Genomic DNA, 18,553 nt, shown 5'->3' with positions numbered 1-18,553 from the left:
TTGCGTAGATAAAATTTTGCTGCTGTAAATATTAAACTTATACACAACATACTGAATTTATTGGGTATGATCAATTTACCTTAACCATGTCAAAAAAATTGAAATCTTTATGGGTACAGAAAAAAAATTATCTACTCAAGAAGTCATTAAACTTGAACGAGATTTGGCTAAATTTGCCAATATGATGGATTCAGTAGTGCGTATTCCATTTACCAAGCAAGGGGTTGGGGCTGATGCTGCACTCAGTACCATACCGATTGCTGGTGATGTCGCGGGTTTTGTGCTGACTTGCTATGCAGTTTATAAAGCCAAACAGATTGGCGTGCCTCAAGCTAAACTCAATGGAGTATTAAAACTGGCTGTGATGGATGGGGTTGTGGGATGTATACCGATTGCTGGAACCTTATTCGATATTTTTATTCGGCCCAGTCGTAGAGCTTTAGACGTTGTACATGACCATATTCAAGAAGAATATCAGATTTATAGCGATGATCATGTGGTTCACCCATTTTTACATGAGAAGCTAGAACAAAAGCAACAGCATTCCGCATTTTGGCGTAATCCTGTCATTGCTTGGATTTGGATTCATATTCCCGATATTTTAGGCTTGATTGTTTTAATCCTGATTGGACTTGCGATGTGGTTTGGCGTAAATATGTTGTGGGATTGGTATCAAAGCTATCGTGCTTAAATTCCAACATTGAATTGATTTGAAAATGTAGATATTAAAATACAGAGGTGATCATGCAAGATTATATTTCGGCAAACCTTCCTGCTATTGATTTTGATCATACTCGTAAATTTTATGCATTCTTAGGTTTTCAGTGTGATTATCAGTCCACAGAATGGATGATCTTAAGTAAAGACAGTTTGCTGGTTGAGTTTTTCCATCACCCCAATTTAAATCCAAAAGAATCATGGTTTAGTGCTTGCTTAAGAACACATGTCTTGAAAGATCTGTTTCATTTTTGGCAAGGTTTAGATTGGGCACAATTCCCAGAAGCACGAATAACTGAAATTCAGTATCTCGAAGAAATTGATATGTTTTGTGTGATTGATCCGAATGGGAGTTTAATTCGTTGTATCCAGTTAGATTAATCCCTCAAATTGGTATTGGTATTGGTATTGGTATTGGTATTGGTATTGAAAGAAAGTAAGAAAGTAAGAAAGAAATTGCGCGGTAAATATTGGATAAAGCAAAAACTAAAATATGATCTACCCATAAACAAAGCCTCCATATTGGAGGCTTTGTTTTTCTATGAGATCACTGCGATTGAGCGAGCGTGTATAGATTAAGGTAAATTGAGTTGGCGTAAAGCGGCAACACGTTGCTCGATGCTTGGGTGAGTTTGGAATAAAGCAGCCAAACTAAAACCTTGCTCTTTACCTTCTGCGATCGCAAAAGCTTTCATTTCTTTCGGCATTTGATCTGGCATTTCAGATTCAGCCTGTAGACGCAATAAAGCGGAAATCATGGCTTCTTTACCTGCAAGTTGAGCACCAGCTTCATCTGCACGGTATTCACGATAGCGAGAGAACCACATTACGATTGCCGAAGCCAATATACCGAAGACGATATCAAGCACGATGGTAATCGCAAAATAAGCCAGTCCAGGCGCTTCACCATCTTGACGGCCAAAGACATTACGGTCAATAAAATCACCAACCACACGGGCAAAGAACATTACAAAGGCGTTCACTACACCTTGAATAAGGGATAATGTGACCATGTCACCATTGGCAACGTGACCAATCTCATGCGCAAGCACGGCACGCAATTCATCTTTGTTCATGCGTTCAAGCAAACCTGTTGAAACCGATACAAGTGCATCGTTTTTATTCCAACCTGTGGCAAACGCATTCGACTGATAAGATGGGAAAATACCAACATCTGGCATTTGAATACCAGCACGTTGGGAAAGTTGAGCAACCTCTTGTAATAACCAAACTTCGGCTTGGTTACGAGGAGCATTCGGGTCAATTAATTCAGTACCTGTGGTTTTTAGCGCCATCCATTTGGACATAAATAGGGAGATTAAAGAACCTACCATACCAAACACTAAACAGATGACCATCAGGTTGCCTAATTTAAGACCGCCAGCGCCGTAGTAACTACCAACACCTAATAATGATAGGATAATGCCAGCTACAACCAGTACCGCGAGGTTGGTTAGCAAAAACAAACCAATCCGCATCATGGAGAGAACCCTCTTATAAATAATAAATAATATGATGTATTAAAATAAATCATGAAATTCAATATGAGGTTTAGATGATTAAAATTCAAGAATAAGAGGGAAAAATCTAGCTAGCAAAAAATGACAAATTCAATTGAAAGGGATAGTGGATAAAGAATTTATTTAAAAAAATAGGCAAGTTAAAAAAAGATTCTCTGTATTAGAGAAAACATTATTTTTTTCAGCAATTTGTTGAAAATATGTAATTGCACAAATTACGTGCTTTATTTTCTATTTCAATAGGGCTATTAATTGGATTCTAAGTGCAGATAAGCATTAGTTGCCAATGGTGATTTGTGCTGTCGCACTGGCATGTGCTGTTGAATAAGAACCCGCAGGTGCATCTGTGTAAGTCCCATCAGAAGCAATAATAATTGGTCGAGAACTATATTTTACTGGTTGAATATTTGAACTGTTGCTGATTTGTGGTGTCGGCTCGACTTGATTGGAGAAATCATTTTGATTTGATTGGGCAATGATTTGTCCAGTACTGGTTGAAGTGCCAATATTATTTGCAGATAAATTTAAACCACCAGCATAGAGGTTGTTTAAACGACTGGTGACACGTTTGACATAGTCTTGGGTTTCACGGAAGGGAGGAATACCGCCGTATTTGTCCACATTCCCTTCACCCGCATTATAAGCCGCTAAAGCTAAACTGGTATTGCCATTAAAGCGTTTCATTAACCAACTGAGATATTTGGCACCACCAAAAATATTTTGCTGTGGATCATAAGAATTTGACACATTGAAGCGACGAGCCGTTGCAGGCATCAGTTGCATTAAGCCTTGTGCACCGACAGGAGAACGGGCATTGGTATTAAAGCCAGACTCAGTATGCATTACTGCTTTGATTAAGCCTTCAGACACACCATGCGTCTGCGCAGCTTGGCGGATAATACTGTCAAAAGAGTTTTTACTTTTACTATAACTCGGCAGTACTGCAGATTCTGAGCTGCCCCAATTGCTATAACTATGAATATTACTGTCTTTATAATAAGTCACTTTGACTTTTTGCAGTGAACGATCCGAATTTTTCCGATTGGTCAGTAAGGTTGTCCCATTTTGGTCTTTGTAGAAATAAATTTGACCTGCAAACGTTTGCGATGTAAATGAGGCAAAGCTCATACACCCTAAAATAGACACTAGCGAACCCGTAATTAATTTTTTCATTTTGTAGTAATTAAAATATTTCCCCAATTTTTGGGAGTTTAACAAAGTTATTGAACAAGAAAAACTATGAATTGAGTTTTAACAATACAATCGCGAAAAAGCAAGTGCTATTTGTTGGCATATTAATCAAAAAAAATTTTATATTTTTTTTAAAATATATTTATTGACTATGCTAAACAATTGAAAAATATATATAAAATATAATGGTTAAAAAATGATCAATCTAAAGAGAATGCCCATCATTGCGTGAGAAAACTTTGTCAAGCCCCAAACAATCCACAATTTTATCCACAGGTTTTGTGGAAAACTGTGGAAAAGTCCAAAAGATAAGCACTTCGGCTAAAAAATGAACTGAGCCGTCTATTTTAAATGTGGAAATACGACAGGAAGATGACCAGATAAAAATTGATGCAAAATAAAAAAATCTTTAGATGCGGTTAACGTTCAAATCAGATAAAATTGCCCAGTATTTTTTTATGGGTTTATCTCGTCTATGTACTCGCCAGTTGAGTCCGAACAAGGATTTAATTTTAAACCAGAGCTTCCAACAAGTTCAGCTTATTATCGTCTTTTGAAAAAACTTCGTCGTCAAGTCGGCCATGCAATTCGTGATTTTAAAATGATTGAGGAAGGCGATAAGGTAATGGTCTGTGTTTCTGGTGGGAAAGACAGTTACACCTTGCTTGATATTTTGTTGCAATTTAAACGTATTGCACCGATCAACTTTGATGTTGTCGCAGTGAACTTGGATCAAAAGCAACCTGGTTTTCCTGAAGATGTGTTACCGAAATATTTGGAAGAAAACAATATTCCTTATTATATTTTGGAAAAAGATACTTATAGCATCACCAAGCGTTTGACACCTGAAGGGAAAACTTACTGTGCAGTGTGTTCACGTTTACGTCGTGGTTCACTCTACGGTTTTGCGCAAGAGATTGGTGCGACCAAAGTGGCATTGGGTCATCATCGCGATGATATCATTGCAACCTTCTTCTTGAATCTATTCCATGGTGGTAGCTTAAAAGCGATGCCACCAAAACTATTGTCTTCGGATAAAAAGAATATCTTGATTCGTCCTTTGGCTTATGTTGAAGAAAAAGACATCATCAAATATGCTGAAATTCGTAAATTCCCGATTATTCCATGTAACTTATGTGGTTCTCAGGAAAACTTACAACGTGCCATGTTAAATGACATGCTACGTGGTTGGGATAAACAATATCCAAAACGTTTGCATAGCATTTTTGGTGCATTGCAGAATGTTTCACCATCTCAATTGGCTGACCGTGATTTATTTGATTTTGAAAAATTGGATGAAGAACGTGAATTCGATATGAAATGTGATACGGAAGAAATGAAAAAACGTTTAGATGTTGTAAATCTTAGTTTTGCAGCAGATTGATCTTTTTTGCCAATTAAATGAACGAATCGGGCATTCATATTGAGATGAGTGCCTGATTTAAAAAAATAAAACGATAAAACCGATAAAACATGAACAGTCCGTACAAAAAACTTTAGCCCAAATTGAAATTATCATGCTATAACATTGGGCAAGCAAAACTGCTTCAACCTGATGTTGTCTGGATAGATAACACAATAAATTGAATAAATAATTTGAGGAATGAACATGCCTGCATTTTTAACTGATGATTGGTTTGCAAATGTTGAAAAATTAACTGCTGAAGCAGGTGATTTAAACTTACCACCAGCACTTTCAGGTTTAGCAATTAATTTGGTTGTTGCAGATGCAGATGGCAACACAGAGCTTGCTTTAGACGGCGGAAAAATCGTCAAAGGTAGTTCTGCAAATGCGAAAACAACATTGAACATGGATGCTGAAACACTTCGTAAAGTATTCTTAGAATTTGATATGGCTGCTGCTATGCAAGCATTTATGACAGGCAAAATCAAAGTTCAAGGTGATATGTCTCAATTGATGGCTTTACAAACAGCCAAGCCAAGCCAAGAGCAAAAAGATTTATTTAAGAAAGTATTAGAGCAAACTGCTTAATCTTTTTACAATAAAAAAGCTTACCCGAGAGTAAGCTTTTTTATTGCCTGATTTTTACAAATCCAATCGATTTAAAATACAGATTAAATTTCTAGTAATCGAGGTGTGGTCTTAATGTGTTCTAAATAAGCCCGAATACGTGTGACATACTGTACCGCTTGTTTATAACGACCATTACTTGCTTGATTACGTGTCAAATAATTATAAAGATTCATCCAGTCATTGGGATCTTTACCTTGTGCTTTGATGCGCTTTTGAATACCTTCAACTGCACCAGGCCCCATATTGTATGCAACCAAAGCATACCAATGACGATCTGGATTACGAATATAAGAATAACGACTCAACATTATATCAAAATATTTTGCGCCGCCTTGGATACTCTGAGCGGGGTCACTTCGATTACTGACACCCATTTCTTTGGCTGTGGTATTGGTCAACATCATCAAACCACGGACACCTGTGGGAGAAACAGAGTCTGGTTTTAAATATGATTCTTGATAACCAATTGCAGCAAGTAGGTGCCAATCTAAGCCATATTGCTGTGCAGAGCGCTTAAAGCTGGCTTTATAAATCGGTAGACGAGAACTTAAGTCACGTTGAATCACGTTCCAATCGTCTTTCTTGACGACATTACGATTATAAAATGAGGCAAGTTGCTGCGTTGAACCATTTTGTTTGCTTTGGCAAATGAAACCACTTGCAGTTGCTGTTAATGGATCTTCAGCTTGTTTAAATACCCAATTTAATTCTGGGTTTAAACCATTACTTTTTAAACTGTTGAAATCGCCACAGCTTGCTGAAAATGAGGTTAAGCGTTCTGCTTCGATGCTTTGCATATTTGCGGTGGTAATCGCAAAATTCGCTTTACCTTGAGCAACCATTTTCAATGCTGTTGCATTGTCAGAAACAGTTTTAAGCTCAAGTTTAACGTTTAAACTTTCAGCATAGTTATGGGCTAAGTCATAGCCGAAGCCATGCTTGTAGTCTCCATCCTTAAACACGATGCTTGGATTGGAAACCGCAACTACAGTCAATTTACTCGAATTAACTACAGCATTGTATTGATTGTTCTTACTCGCATTAATACTAAAAGGAATTAATGCAGTGGATAAAACTAAAGTTTTGATTGGCAGCGCACGAAAAAATGAGTTAAGGCTAAGCCTCGACCCAGAGGTTGAACTACTGTGCATGTTGTCTCCGCTACAAGTAATTTATTGCCCTAAAAAGTAATAAGCACAAAAACGCTTAAAAACTTCTTATAGTTGGTAAATTCAATAAGGGTGGGCAGTCATGAACGTCATTCAAAAAATGACATGTGGGATAGAAAGATTTTGCAGAAAAACTACAAAATTAAAAAAATAAACTCATAAAACATGTGCGCATAATATAGGCGGTTTTTAGATCTGTCAAACTTTGTATGAAAAATGATCAATTTAAAATATTTAAGATAATGATTTTTAACAGAATATTTTTTTAAAAAATGCAGAAATTTTAAAACTGAAATACGCTGCCAAAAACTGTAAGCAAATGTTCCAAATGTAAGTTAAGAATTACCACTTTTAAAAGGTTTTCTGATTGAATTTTCTGTCTGAATTTAAATAGGAAAAAAACGATTTTATTGCTTTTTAAAACTTAAAATGCGCTATTTTTGAGCTGACATTTTTACGCTATTGGCTGTAGACTGTAGCAACTTTTTTTAAAAAATAAGTATCAAGTGCAATATGTATTTTAAATGGTTTTAAATCATGAAATCTAATTTAATTACCCGTTCAGGGCATGATCTGTTGGTTGCAGAGTTACAACATCTCTGGCGCGAAGAACGACCTGAAATTACCAAAAAAGTGACATGGGCTGCCAGTCTGGGTGACCGTTCTGAAAATGCTGATTACCAGTATAATAAGCAGCTACTTCGAAAAATCGATCGTCGTGTACGTTATTTGGGGAAGCGTTTAGAAGAATTAAGAATTATCGATTTTTCTCCAGAACAAGCAGGCAAGGTGTATTTTGGTGCTTGGGTTGAAATAGAAAATGATGAAGGTGAACAAAAAACCATACGTCTGGTCGGGGTAGATGAAATTTATGATCATCATCCGCAACATGTCTCAATTGATTCACCGATGGCAAGAGCTTTACTGTCTAAACAAGTCGATGATGAGGCAGAAGTGGATACACCATCAGGGAAAAAACGTTGGTATATCAATTCAATTCGTTATGAATAGCTTGAATATTCATCAAATTAGCGAGATTTGACTTTATTTTGTACATTTGATTGAAGAAATACTGAAAAAGATTTGCCAAGTTGCAATTTTATTTATATGATAGCCGCCATTGGAAGCGTGGCAGAGCGGTTTAATGCACCGGTCTTGAAAACCGACGAGGGTGTGAGTCCTCCGTGAGTTCGAATCTCACCGCTTCCGCCAAATATTTAAAAGACCCTTAAATTTTTAAGGGTCTTTTTTTTGCTTTGATTTTGTTTAACGGACCTTGTATAAACTTTGGATTGAAATAGAACAGATCAGATTGATTTAGATGATCATTATGTTGAATCTCTTTTCACAGGCGAGGGCAACAACCCAAAAATTTACATTCATTTATAATTATTCCATTTAAATTCAGCATTGATAAAATAAGTACGTTCCAGACCATTTAAACCACTATACGCAGCTCTATAGGTAGTATTGCCGAGGTTACGAATCCCTGCACTTAAATTGACATATTTATGATTAAAACCTGCATATAGGCTACCAATGGTATAAGAATCAAAGCCGCCTTTTTGTATGACTTGAGGTTCATCAAATACAGTCTGAATTTTGCCTTTCACCCATGGCTGTAACGGCAATTGGCTAAAGGTATATTTATAATGGCTGTTAATATCAATTGGATGTGCCGCAGCTTGCACAAAAACATCTTCAGAATCAATTTTATTAAAACTGCCTGAAATACCAAAGTCATGGACTTCATTCATATAATTGGCACTGAATTCCATACCCCAATTATTGACTTGGTCGGCATTATAATATCGGGTGGTGTCTTGGAAAAAGTCAGATTCACGATCATTAAAATCGCCTGTCGCTATATTGCATTTACCAATGCGAATACAGGTTTCCAAACCAGCCCGATCAATAACTCTACGATTGGTTTTCGTCCAAATATATTGGTCAAAGTCGCTATAAAACACACTGGTATTTAAGGCCCAATGATCATTGAGGTATTTCCAAGCCACTTCGGCATGGTAGCCTTCTTCAGGTTGTAAAGCTAACCCCCCACCCAAAAAGCCACCAAAGGTATAGCGTTCATACAAATCAGGCGCTCGGAAAGTGCGGCTGATATTGGCGGAAATATTCTGGGTATCGGTGAGGTGATATTGTGCTCCAAGTGCCCATGTTGGTTCGAATATGGTTTTTTCAGGGGTAATTCCCGAAATACCGATGAGTTGTGAGGCAAGTTCAGCATTTGCACCTGGCAGTAATTTTTGTCGGGTTGCCCAATAATTGGCACGTACTCCTGCAAAACCTGTCCATGTGCCGAAGTCATATTCTAAATTGGTAAAACCTGCATAATAATCTTGTTCAGAATACACCGCAGTGACGGCTTTATCTAAAACAGCTTCCAGACCAAAACTGGCTTGTAATTGATGCCAGTTTAAAAATAGATTGGCGTTAAAATTATCACTATCTAAGGTTTCAGTATAACCGCCTTCTTGTTGGCGTTCTAATAAGGACTGTTTGTTATATTTAAATGAGAAGTTATTAAAAATACCCAGATTGTCTTTACGATAAGTGATGGATTTAGATTCACGCTCTTTACGTGCCAACAGCATCACCATTGCATCTTGCATGGTACTCCCATGTGCTGATGCAATATCTTTACCGATCCATTGGTCATAATCGAGATCAATTTGGCTATCTGTAGCAAATTTTCCTGATAATTTGGCACTCAGTGATTCGGCGTCATAACCCAAATCTTTGACGGTTACTGTGCTATTCACTGCATTTAATGCATTGGTTTTACTAATCGCATATTTTTTATCAGCATTACCACGGACCCGATAGTCATTGGACGATTCTTTGGTATAAGTGACCTTTGCACCAAAATTATCCATGCCTGCATTTAGACTGGTGGTGGAACTGGTTTTGTCATAACCCTCATCATAAGCGAATTTTTGACTGACCCCGATGCCTTGACTCATTTGTACAGGTTTGGTCTTGACGATAATGACGCCACCTGATGCACCCGGGTCGTAAATCACCGCAGGACTACCTTTTACCACTTCAATCATTTCAACGTTGTTAATATCCACCTGATTGATTTCACCAGAACCTGAATGGTCTAAACCTTGATTGGCGATTTTGATGCCATCAACAACACTGACCACGCGTTGCCCAGTCAGACCACGAATTTTTACATTTTTACCGAAAGCCCCAGTTTCGGTAATGGAAACACCAGGAATATCCCGAATCGCTTCTTTGACATCGGTTAAGCCTTCCTGCTGAATTTTTTCCTGACTGATGATCTGTTTGGAATAGGGTTTGTTAAACATTTCTTGTTGATTTTGTCGCTCTGCCTTGAGGACTTTTTCTGCTGTAACTTCAATGACAGGCAGTTTAGTAGGTTGTTCATCATTTATGTCTGTATCTTTCTTATTATCTGCTGCATAGAGATGATAGAAGGGAGAGTATCCACCAGCAATACACAGGGTCAATAATAGATATCGTGGGAGAAAGGGAGGTGTGTTCATGACAGAAATCCAGTCAAAATAAACGCAGGGTTGCTGCCCCCATCTTAAGAATAGCAACAGCAACCCGATTGAATAAGCTATGTATGGATTAGTCAGTGATCCAAGAACCATTAATATGATTAACTTTTTTCAATGACTTTTCTTTTTCTGAGAAGCCACTAGTCAGTATAGGAACACCAGCATGACTACCCGTCATATGCAAGCCAAATAGACCACCAATCCCAGCCAACGTGACATTACCTGAAGCGTCAGCAGTGACATTGGTAATTCCACCTCCACCCTCTAAATCCTTGATTTTACCCATGAGTTTGCCCGTGGTGGCATTGACAATACTACCGACTGTGTCAGTTGGATCTGTTGCTTGATTGGCACGTTTGTTCCATAACAATACATTACCTTCATAAACACCATTGGCACGGAATGCAGTGCGTTCAAAGTACATACGGCCAAACGTTGGGGAGACGCTGGTTTTGCTGGTTGTTGGCGCATCGAGTGGTAATTTATAAACGTTATAAACACGGGTTTCTGAGGCAGTTGGATTGGTCTCATTGACATAGACATAATCACCTACTGCCACAGCAGGTACCCGCATTGAAGTAAAGTATGGAATATCCTGATCAATAACAGCATTATCCAACGCTGTTTTTGTGGTTGTGGTTGCAGTATTTAACCAGCCTTGTTGATAATTGAGATTCATCTTGTCTTTAGATAACTTGGCCGCTTCGACAAATAAATAACCATTTTTGACCGCAGTCAGGTTGAGATTATATGACAGAGCCACATTGCTTGAATTATTGGCTAAATCAGTACCAGTGCCATTATCATAAATTTTGCTTGCACTGGTGCCTGTCAATTTCAGAATTTCGGCATTTTTAAAGACATAGGCTTTGCCAAATATTCTATGGGTGATCGCTGCATTTTGTGTATCAAGGTTATAATTAATCAATAAATAACCGGTATTACCTTCTGCCAAATTATCGACTACATTTGGCATGTTAAAGAAATTACTAAAGATACCAGAACCACCATGCCCACCACCAAATTTAATTTGATGATGTTCAGGGTTATAATTCGCAGGATATTCTGCACCTGTTACATTCGTTAAGGTTTTTGCAGTTTTATCATAAGCATAAAGTGTTTTTACACCTTCTTTTGCCAAATAAATATGGGTATCGTTTTGTGCTAAGAAGTAGTATTGACCTGTCCCGCCACTAATATCAGTACAGGTGATTAAATCAACGGTACAGCTTTGTAAACGCGCAGCTTCATTACTTGCGGTTGGGTAGCTTCCTTTGACATAGGCAGCACTATAGTTGACCAATACCGAATCAGTTTTACCTGTGCTGTTATTGACAACTGGCTTAATGGTTCGACCTTGTGTCACTTTGCCATCTGATAAACGCACAGTGATATAGGCATTTTTAATATTGTCAGACAGTTCGCCTCTAAAAATATCGGGTAGTTTGGCAAAAGTACGCAATTGCACATAAGAATTATCAATATCTGTTTCATTGAGATACATGGTTTGTGTATCGCCAATCACTTTCATTTCTGCGGTTTTTAATGCTGCTGGTAATGCTGCACTACTAAAAATGGTGGCTTGACTGTTTGGATTACTTGCATCAAATCGTTTTAGAATATTGTCGGTATAGAATGTATATTCAGTTGCTGTTGTTGCACCAGCTGGTGTGTAATTACGCGTTTCTTTAGATGCATTTGGGTCAAGGAAAATCGCATATTCTCGTTTTTTATAAACTGTTTTATCGCCATCTTTTGCCGCACTCATCACAAAGACACGATTGCCTAAAATCACATTGCTGATACTGCTGTAATACTCCTGTTTGCCGTTGTTAGGGTCATAACGGACAATTTGAGAATTACCTGTTTCAGGATTGGCGACTTTGTAGAATTGATAATCAAACACCGACTCAACTTGGGTATTAATCGTAATGCTCAGATCTGTGCTCAGTGAACCATCACTGACACTCACCACAAGTGTATCTGCGCCAACCACATTGCCTGCAATATAAGTAATCACACCTGTTTTACTGTCAATGCTGGCAGTGCCTAATTTTGGCGCAGTTTTGATGCTATAGGTGAGCGCGTTGTTCTCAGCATCTTTTGCCGTTACGCTAATTTTTTTACTGTCTAGGGTTTGTACGGTCACTGGGCTGATCGCATCAATTGTTGGGGCAGTATTGCTCGGTTTGCTGTCTCCACTACCACTGCCACCCCCACCACAACCTGTAAGAATGGTACAGATTGAACTGGCAATCAGGGTTTTATGACCTATTTTCATTTTAGATAACAACATTGCTTTATCCTTTGCTTGATAAAAAAATGGACAATCATCGTGGCTAGAAAGGACAATGCTTTGTTGGCTATATGATAATGATAATTATTTACATTAAAAATACTAATCTAATACAAAAACTGAGTCAACATAATATTTCTGTTTAGCATATTGATATTTATTGTGAATTAATGAAATGTCTTTTAATTTGATTAGGATTATGTCTGTTTTTTAAGCGTTGAAAATTTTTATTGGTGTCACACAAGTACTTTAAGATGAAGTGATATTTTGCAAGCTTTCACTTACAAAATATGTCCAATCTAGCTAATTTCATTTAATGTATAGTCACCAATTTTTTATCACTTCTTCGCCTACTTCACGTGGTGATTGAGGATTTTGCCGTCAGCAAATAATAGTGTATGCATATATTGACATTCAGGGCTGTCCAATTTAAACCGCAAAGCTAAATAAGCTGCTACAGATTGGTTTGTGCAAAAAAAGTGAGTTGGGCGAGGACGTGGTTTAGATGAAAATAATGATTGAATTTAGCGATTAAATTACTGATAATAATTATCATTCGCTTAAATAAACTTTTTCCATGTCTGCGTCGCTTCCCAACCATGATATTGCTCAACTTTATCAAGAACATCATTCTTGGGTATATGCATGGCTATATAAAAAGTTAGGCAATAGCACTGATGCAGCAGATTTGGCACAAGATACTTTCTTAAGAGTGATGGCACGACGACAGCAAATTGAATTATTGCAACCACGTGCTTATTTGACCACTGTAGCCAAAGGCTTGATGATCAATTGGATTCAACGGAAGCATATTGAGCGAGCATATTTAGACGTGCTGGCGCTACAACCTGAACTCGAAGAAATCTCTCCAGAACAGCACTGTTTGATTATCGAAAGTTTGCTTGAAGTGACACAATTGCTAGAGCAACTGCCTGCGGTGGTACGCGATACTTTTCTCTATGCACAGCTTGAAGGGCTGAAATACGATGAGATTGCAGTCAAATTGGATATTTCCCTAAGTTCAGTCAAACGCTATATGAAAAAAGCGTATGTACATTGTCTGTCTGCCATGCTGGACGACTAAGCGAATGTCAAAGCAGAATGAATCTGAACAACAACACAATCAAAAATCAGACTCAAAACAAGATCAACAACAGACGCAACAAATTTTAAATGAAGCGGCTGATTGGTGTATGCGTTTAAGCCAAGGCGAGTTGAGTCCGCAAGAATTACAGCAATTGCAGATCTGGCAGCAGCAAAGTTCAGTGCATGCCAAAGTTTGGCAAAAAATGCAGCAACTGCATCATACTTTTGATCAACTGCCAACGGAAGTGGCACGACCTATTTTAAAACAAAGTACATCATTTTCATGGAAAAAACACCGTCATTACATGTGGGTTTTGGCGTGTCTATCGTTACTGTATTTAGGCTATAGCTTAAATCAGCAGCAGCAATGGACGGCAGACTATCGAACAAAAGTAGGTGAAATTGAAAAAATTAAACTCCCCGATGGCGGTGAGCTGTATCTAGACAGTGCATCGGCAATTGATCTGGACTATAGCGCTAAGCAACGTAATGTCGTGCTAAGAAAAGGTCAGATATGGATTAAAACTGCGAAAGATCAACAACAACGCCCATTCTTTGTGCAAACTCAACATGGGCAAATACAGGCTTTGGGCACTGAATTTTCAGTAGAGCTTGATCCAAAGCAGTCTTGGGTGTTCGTCGAGCAAGGTGCGGTGAAATTACAACCGCAACGTCATCCAACTCAGACAGTGATTGTTACGGCGGGTCAGCAAAGTCATTTGAATCGTGAGCAGGTGGCTGAGGTTATAAGTGCTGATCTTACACGCAACAGTTGGACGCAAGGCTGGATGATCGTGAATGATATGCCGTTGTCTGAATTCGTACAGCGTATAGGAAAATATCAAAAGGGTTATATTGCTTTAGATGATGATATTGCTCAGATTAAAATATCAGGGACTTATCCAATCAATGATTTACCAACGCTATATAGCATGTTGGCTGTCACCTATAAGTTAGACATCAATCGCTATGCACAAGGCTATTGGGTCAGTATTGGTGAAAAAAAATAATTTAAGGCTGACACTTTTTTAAAACTCAACTGGCAAGGCTAATAAGAGAACTCATTGGTATTCAATAGGGGGTTATGGTGTCTCTAGCATTGCAACACGCAAAAAATTTGAAAAAACCGAAGCCATATAAAATAAGCCGCGAGAAAAAAATGTGTTATTCGGTCATGCATTTATTGGTACTGAGCAGCATGTTGGGTGTCAGTGCATTTAACCATGCTGAAACAGCAGCAACTCAAAAGCATTATCAAGTGGCTTCAGGGGATTTGGGGCAAGCGCTTTCTAATTTTGCTCTACAGTCTAATATTGCATTGTCTTTTGATCCGAAACTAACGCAGGGGTATAAAACCAACGGTTTAAGTGGCAGTTTTGATATTGCTCAGGGTTTTCAACAGTTATTAAAAGACACAGATCTACAGCTTGTTCAACAAAGTCCACGGGTGTGGCGAATTGAACGACGTCAGATGTCGAAAACCACAACAGTTGCAAACACGGCAACGGATTCAGCCGTGGCAACAAATTCTCACGCTGACAATCCAGCAGCGAAACTTGAGACCATTGTCGTGACTGCTAATCAGTTGGGGGAAATTACTGAAAATAGTGGTTCTTATACACCAGGTAAAATTGCCACCGCCACGCGTTTAGTACTTACACCGAAAGAAACACCACAAACCATTAGTGTGATTACGCGACAGTTGATGGATGATTTTCAGTTAAATAATATTGATCAAGTCATGTCGCATACTCCCGGGATTACCGTATCTGCTTACGACAGTGAACGGACCAGTTATTACTCACGCGGTTTTGCCATTAATAATTTCCAATATGATGGCATTCCTTCTACGACTCGAAATGTCGGTTATGCTGCGGGTAATACGCTCAGTGACTCTGCTATTTATGACCGTGTCGAAGTACTCAAAGGGGCAACGGGCTTACTTACAGGGGTGGGTTCTTTGGGGGCAACCATCAACTTGGTACGTAAAAAACCAACCGCAGAGACTCAAGCATCGCTGAGTTTAAGCGCAGGTTCTTGGAATAATTACCGTGCTATGGCAGATGTCAGTGGTTCACTGAATGATGAGCAAAGTATTCGTGGACGTTTTGTGGCTGCGGGTCAAGACAAAGAATCTTTTATTGATCGTTATGAACGTAAAAGTGCTGTATTTTATGGCATTGTCGAAGCAGATTTAGGCGATAAAACTTTAGTTACACTGGGTGCAGATTACCAGAACAATGACCCTAAAGCATCGACATGGTCAGGCTCTTTCCCTTTATTTAATGGTGCTGGGGAACGTAATCCAGATCCAGATCGCTCCTTTAATAATGGTGCCAATTGGAGTGAATGGAAACAATATACCCGCACCATTTTTGCCAATGTCCATCATAAATTTAATGATGATTGGGCACTGACTCTGCAATATGACCATAAAATTAATGGCTATGATGCAACACTAGGCACTATCCAAGGCTATTATCCTAAATTAGATGGTTCTGCTAATCTTTGGCCTTCTCAATATATCGGTCGTACCGTCAGTGATTCATTGGAGTTGTATAGCACAGGTAAGTTTGCGCTGCTTGGTCGGCAACATGATTTGGTCTTAGGCGCAAGTGGGGCTTATTCACGTTGGAAGGGGAAAGATTGGTATGGTGGCATGCAGGGTTATGATTCACATATTCCCGATTTTAGCCAATGGGATGGCAATATTGCACAGCCAAATTGGGGTGAGCCAAATGCCTATACCCATGACCGTACTTCGCAATATGGTGCCTACGCCAGTACACGTTTAAATCTGGCAGATGATTTAAAGGTGCTCTTAGGTACCCGTATGATCAACTATAAAATGAAAGGTTTACAAGGTGTAGTCGAGGAAAAGAATCGCTTCATTCCCTATGTTGGGGTCGTCTATGACATCACTGATCGAGTAAGTGCTTATGCCAGTCTCAGCGATATCTTTATGCCTTATGATATCTGGTATAAATCTTCATCCAATAAAATCCTAGATCCAGACGAAGGTAAAAACTACGAAGGCGGTTTTAAGTTTCAATCTGATGATGCTAAGTTAAATGCCAGTATCGCTTATTTTGAAATCCATGAATCCAATCGTGCCATTGAGGACATTGTTTATAATGGTGCGCCAAGTAATCCCGCTGTTGATTTTGCATGGATTGGTGCGAAAGCCAAAACTAAGGGGGTAGAGATTGAAGCTTCTGGTGAGGTCTTCCCCAATGTCCAAGTGCAAAGTGGTTATACCTACAAGCAAATTAAGGACCATGATGGTGAGAAGATTTCAACATGGGAACCAGAACATCAATTTAATGTCTCAACCCAGTATAAATTTGATCAGCAACTCGATGGTTTAAGTGTGGGTGGGAATGTTCGTTGGCAGAACCACGGATGGCAAACGGTGTATAACAATGTCAAAAAGCGTAGTGAAGTGATTGATCAGAAAGCCTTTGTATTGGTCGATCTAATGGCCAACTACCAGTTTAATGAACAGTTAAGTACTGCGATTAATTTAAATAATATTTTTGACCAACATTACTTTACCAACATCGGCTTCTATAACTCTGGGGTGTATGGTGAGCCACGTAATTTTATGCTTAGTGTGAAATATAAGTATTAAGTCGTAAATGAAGGTGGGGAGGAAACTGCTCATCTGAAACCTATACTAAACTAGACAACTCAACCTCCCTTTTTGAAAAGGGAGGTTGAGTATACAGTCTCGCTATTCTTATTCATGCATTTCGACGTATACGTCTTATGCTCAATTTTAGCCTACAACGCAAGCTATTTATGAAATGTCACAGCAGCTAATAGAAAGTTAAATTAAAAATACTTTATATCAATGTATTATTGTTTTAATTTGACAGTCGCTGCTTCCGCCAAATATTTAAAAAGACCCTTAAATTTTCAAGGGTCTTTTTTTGACTATGTTCAGTCCTAAACCGAGCTAGTTAAATAATATCAATGACTACTTTGATTGACGCTGCCCCACTTTCTAAAAAATCATGCGCTTCAAGAGCATTTTCCAAACTAAAAGTATGATGATCAACAATAGGGCGAATTTTCCCTGACTCAACATATTCAGTCAGTTGTCGCAAAATAGCACCATGGTGTGCTCGACCTTGACCAGTGAGTAGCGGTAAGAGGACGAAAACACCTGAAAGCGTTGCAGCTCGTAAAGATGAAGGGGCTAAGTTTATTTCACTAAAGGCGTAGCAACTCGAAATGTGCCCATATGATTTAATTGCTGATAAGGACGTAGCAAGAGTATTACCACCAACAGTGTCATAAATAATATCAAACCCCTGACCCGCAGTATGTTTTTGAACATAATCATCAACACTATGTGTCTCATAATCAATAGCTATTGCTCCGAGATCTTCAATCACTTTACGACTGTGTGCTTTACCTGTTGCATATACCTCCGCACCTTTAGCTTTTGCAAGCTGCACAACCATATGACCAACACCTCCAGCACCACCTTGAACTAAGACGGAATCCCCCTTTTTAACTTGAGCTCTATCCACTAGACCTTCCCACGCTGTTAAAAAAACCAAAGGTAAAGCAGCAGCTTCACGCATAGATAAATTTTTAGGTTTAATTGCAAGTAAATCTGCATCTACAGCAATATATTCAGCTAAGGTGCCTTGTAATCCTCGGACACCACCAGCCAAACCATATACTTCATCTCCAACGATAAAGTTTTTAACATTTTCACCTACCTTTATAACCTCACCAGCAAGATCTGTTCCGAGTATGGCGGGGAGAATAGGATCTGCATAAGGTGCTGCCCCTTCACGGATTTTATAATCGATAGGGTTAACACCACTACTATGAATTTTGACCAAAACTTCATGCGAATCAATCTCAGGAATTGGAATTTCAACCAGACTAAATTCCTTAATATCATAGCTTTTCAAGATTTGTGCTTTCATTGCTATACCTGTAATAACAAAGTTAAAAATTAAATATACTTAAAT

At 38.6% G+C, this 18,553-nt stretch carries 14 protein-coding genes and 1 tRNA gene; 9 read left to right on the top strand and 6 right to left on the bottom strand.

The window, feature by feature from the left end; genetic code table 11:
* Positions 1 to 109: 109 nt before the first annotated feature.
* Both CQZ96_RS08065 and CQZ96_RS08060 read left to right on the top strand, forming a co-directional pair.
* Positions 110 to 691 (top strand): DUF4112 domain-containing protein, encoded by a 582-nt coding sequence (locus CQZ96_RS08065; protein ID WP_105713077.1) that lies wholly within the window; start codon positions 110 to 112, stop codon positions 689 to 691.
* 53 nt (positions 692 to 744) lie between these two features.
* Positions 745 to 1,098 carry a hypothetical protein gene (locus CQZ96_RS08060; RefSeq protein WP_004722385.1) on the top strand — a complete coding sequence of 118 codons (354 nt, stop codon included), beginning with the start codon at positions 745 to 747 and terminating at the stop codon, positions 1,096 to 1,098.
* Between the two features lie 194 nt (positions 1,099 to 1,292).
* On the opposite strand, the gene htpX is transcribed toward CQZ96_RS08060, so the two are convergent.
* Complete coding sequence (gene htpX / locus CQZ96_RS08055; RefSeq protein ID WP_004819720.1) at positions 1,293 to 2,198, bottom strand: protease HtpX; 906 nt, start codon at positions 2,196 to 2,198, stop codon at positions 1,293 to 1,295.
* A gap of 315 nt (positions 2,199 to 2,513) precedes the next feature.
* Positions 2,514 to 3,365, bottom strand: coding sequence for a lytic transglycosylase domain-containing protein (locus tag CQZ96_RS08050; RefSeq protein ID WP_374759594.1), 852 nt, complete (start codon positions 3,363 to 3,365; stop codon positions 2,514 to 2,516).
* Between the two features lie 538 nt (positions 3,366 to 3,903).
* Here CQZ96_RS08050 and ttcA point away from each other — a divergent pair.
* Both ttcA and CQZ96_RS08040 read left to right on the top strand, forming a co-directional pair.
* Positions 3,904 to 4,812, top strand: coding sequence for a tRNA 2-thiocytidine(32) synthetase TtcA (ttcA, locus tag CQZ96_RS08045; protein ID WP_004722379.1), 909 nt, complete (start codon positions 3,904 to 3,906; stop codon positions 4,810 to 4,812).
* A 225-nt stretch (positions 4,813 to 5,037) separates the two neighbouring features.
* Positions 5,038 to 5,421 (top strand): SCP2 sterol-binding domain-containing protein, encoded by a 384-nt coding sequence (locus CQZ96_RS08040; RefSeq protein WP_004722377.1) that lies wholly within the window; start codon positions 5,038 to 5,040, stop codon positions 5,419 to 5,421.
* An 83-nt stretch (positions 5,422 to 5,504) separates the two neighbouring features.
* Here CQZ96_RS08040 and CQZ96_RS08035 read toward each other — a convergent pair whose 3' ends face one another.
* Positions 5,505 to 6,614, bottom strand: a complete 1,110-nt coding sequence (locus CQZ96_RS08035; RefSeq protein ID WP_105713076.1) for a transglycosylase SLT domain-containing protein — start codon at positions 6,612 to 6,614, stop codon at positions 5,505 to 5,507.
* Between the two features lie 555 nt (positions 6,615 to 7,169).
* Here CQZ96_RS08035 and greB point away from each other — a divergent pair.
* Both greB and CQZ96_RS08025 read left to right on the top strand, forming a co-directional pair.
* Entirely contained in the window at positions 7,170 to 7,643 is a 474-nt protein-coding gene (greB, locus tag CQZ96_RS08030) for a transcription elongation factor GreB (RefSeq protein ID WP_004722375.1), read from the top strand.
* Between the two features lie 111 nt (positions 7,644 to 7,754).
* Positions 7,755 to 7,844 (top strand) — tRNA-Ser (locus CQZ96_RS08025).
* A gap of 167 nt (positions 7,845 to 8,011) precedes the next feature.
* On the opposite strand, the gene CQZ96_RS08020 is transcribed toward CQZ96_RS08025, so the two are convergent.
* Both CQZ96_RS08020 and CQZ96_RS08015 read right to left on the bottom strand, forming a co-directional pair.
* Entirely contained in the window at positions 8,012 to 10,162 is a 2,151-nt protein-coding gene (locus tag CQZ96_RS08020; protein WP_004722305.1) for a TonB-dependent receptor plug domain-containing protein, read from the bottom strand.
* 88 nt (positions 10,163 to 10,250) lie between these two features.
* Entirely contained in the window at positions 10,251 to 12,476 is a 2,226-nt protein-coding gene (locus CQZ96_RS08015; RefSeq protein ID WP_105713075.1) for an Ig-like domain-containing protein, read from the bottom strand.
* A 577-nt stretch (positions 12,477 to 13,053) separates the two neighbouring features.
* Here CQZ96_RS08015 and CQZ96_RS08010 point away from each other — a divergent pair.
* The 3 genes from CQZ96_RS08010 (at position 13,054) to CQZ96_RS08000 (ending at position 17,193) form a co-directional block, all read left to right on the top strand.
* Complete coding sequence (locus CQZ96_RS08010; RefSeq protein ID WP_004722296.1) at positions 13,054 to 13,560, top strand: sigma-70 family RNA polymerase sigma factor; 507 nt, start codon at positions 13,054 to 13,056, stop codon at positions 13,558 to 13,560.
* Positions 13,561 to 13,564: 4 nt separating this feature from the next.
* Positions 13,565 to 14,572, top strand: a complete 1,008-nt coding sequence (locus CQZ96_RS08005) for a FecR domain-containing protein (protein WP_105713074.1) — start codon at positions 13,565 to 13,567, stop codon at positions 14,570 to 14,572.
* Between the two features lie 74 nt (positions 14,573 to 14,646).
* Complete coding sequence (locus CQZ96_RS08000; RefSeq protein WP_105713073.1) at positions 14,647 to 17,193, top strand: TonB-dependent siderophore receptor; 2,547 nt, start codon at positions 14,647 to 14,649, stop codon at positions 17,191 to 17,193.
* Between the two features lie 331 nt (positions 17,194 to 17,524).
* Here the strand turns inward: CQZ96_RS08000 and CQZ96_RS07995 are convergent, their stop codons facing one another.
* The gene (locus tag CQZ96_RS07995; protein ID WP_105713072.1) at positions 17,525 to 18,508 is read right to left on the bottom strand and encodes a zinc-dependent alcohol dehydrogenase family protein; all 984 of its coding nucleotides are present in this window, start codon (positions 18,506 to 18,508) and stop codon (positions 17,525 to 17,527) included.
* Between the last annotated feature and the right edge of the window lie 45 nt (positions 18,509 to 18,553).

Source organism: Acinetobacter sp. MYb10 (assembly GCF_002980175.2).
Lineage (GTDB): Bacteria > Pseudomonadota > Gammaproteobacteria > Pseudomonadales > Moraxellaceae > Acinetobacter > Acinetobacter guillouiae.
Note: the sequence above shows the minus strand (reverse complement) of the source record. Positions and strands in the feature narration are given on the sequence as shown.

Bases quoted from the DNA above. Each gene is read 5' to 3' on its own strand.
- CQZ96_RS07995 (WP_105713072.1), bottom strand. From the start codon at position 18,508: ATGAAAGCACAAATCTTGAAAAGCTATGATATTAAGGAATTTAGTCTG.
- CQZ96_RS08060 (WP_004722385.1), top strand. From the start codon at position 745: ATGCAAGATTATATTTCGGCAAACCTTCCTGCTATTGATTTTGATCAT.
- CQZ96_RS08050 (WP_374759594.1), bottom strand. From the start codon at position 3,365: ATGAGCTTTGCCTCATTTACATCGCAAACGTTTGCAGGTCAAATTTAT.
- greB (WP_004722375.1), top strand. From the start codon at position 7,170: ATGAAATCTAATTTAATTACCCGTTCAGGGCATGATCTGTTGGTTGCA.
- CQZ96_RS08035 (WP_105713076.1), bottom strand. From the start codon at position 6,614: ATGCACAGTAGTTCAACCTCTGGGTCGAGGCTTAGCCTTAACTCATTT.
- CQZ96_RS08040 (WP_004722377.1), top strand. From the start codon at position 5,038: ATGCCTGCATTTTTAACTGATGATTGGTTTGCAAATGTTGAAAAATTA.
- CQZ96_RS08020 (WP_004722305.1), bottom strand. From the start codon at position 10,162: ATGAACACACCTCCCTTTCTCCCACGATATCTATTATTGACCCTGTGT.
- CQZ96_RS08015 (WP_105713075.1), bottom strand. From the start codon at position 12,476: ATGTTGTTATCTAAAATGAAAATAGGTCATAAAACCCTGATTGCCAGT.
- ttcA (WP_004722379.1), top strand. From the start codon at position 3,904: ATGTACTCGCCAGTTGAGTCCGAACAAGGATTTAATTTTAAACCAGAG.
- CQZ96_RS08000 (WP_105713073.1), top strand. From the start codon at position 14,647: ATGGTGTCTCTAGCATTGCAACACGCAAAAAATTTGAAAAAACCGAAG.
- htpX (WP_004819720.1), bottom strand. From the start codon at position 2,198: ATGATGCGGATTGGTTTGTTTTTGCTAACCAACCTCGCGGTACTGGTT.
- CQZ96_RS08010 (WP_004722296.1), top strand. From the start codon at position 13,054: ATGTCTGCGTCGCTTCCCAACCATGATATTGCTCAACTTTATCAAGAA.
- CQZ96_RS08065 (WP_105713077.1), top strand. From the start codon at position 110: ATGGGTACAGAAAAAAAATTATCTACTCAAGAAGTCATTAAACTTGAA.
- CQZ96_RS08005 (WP_105713074.1), top strand. From the start codon at position 13,565: ATGTCAAAGCAGAATGAATCTGAACAACAACACAATCAAAAATCAGAC.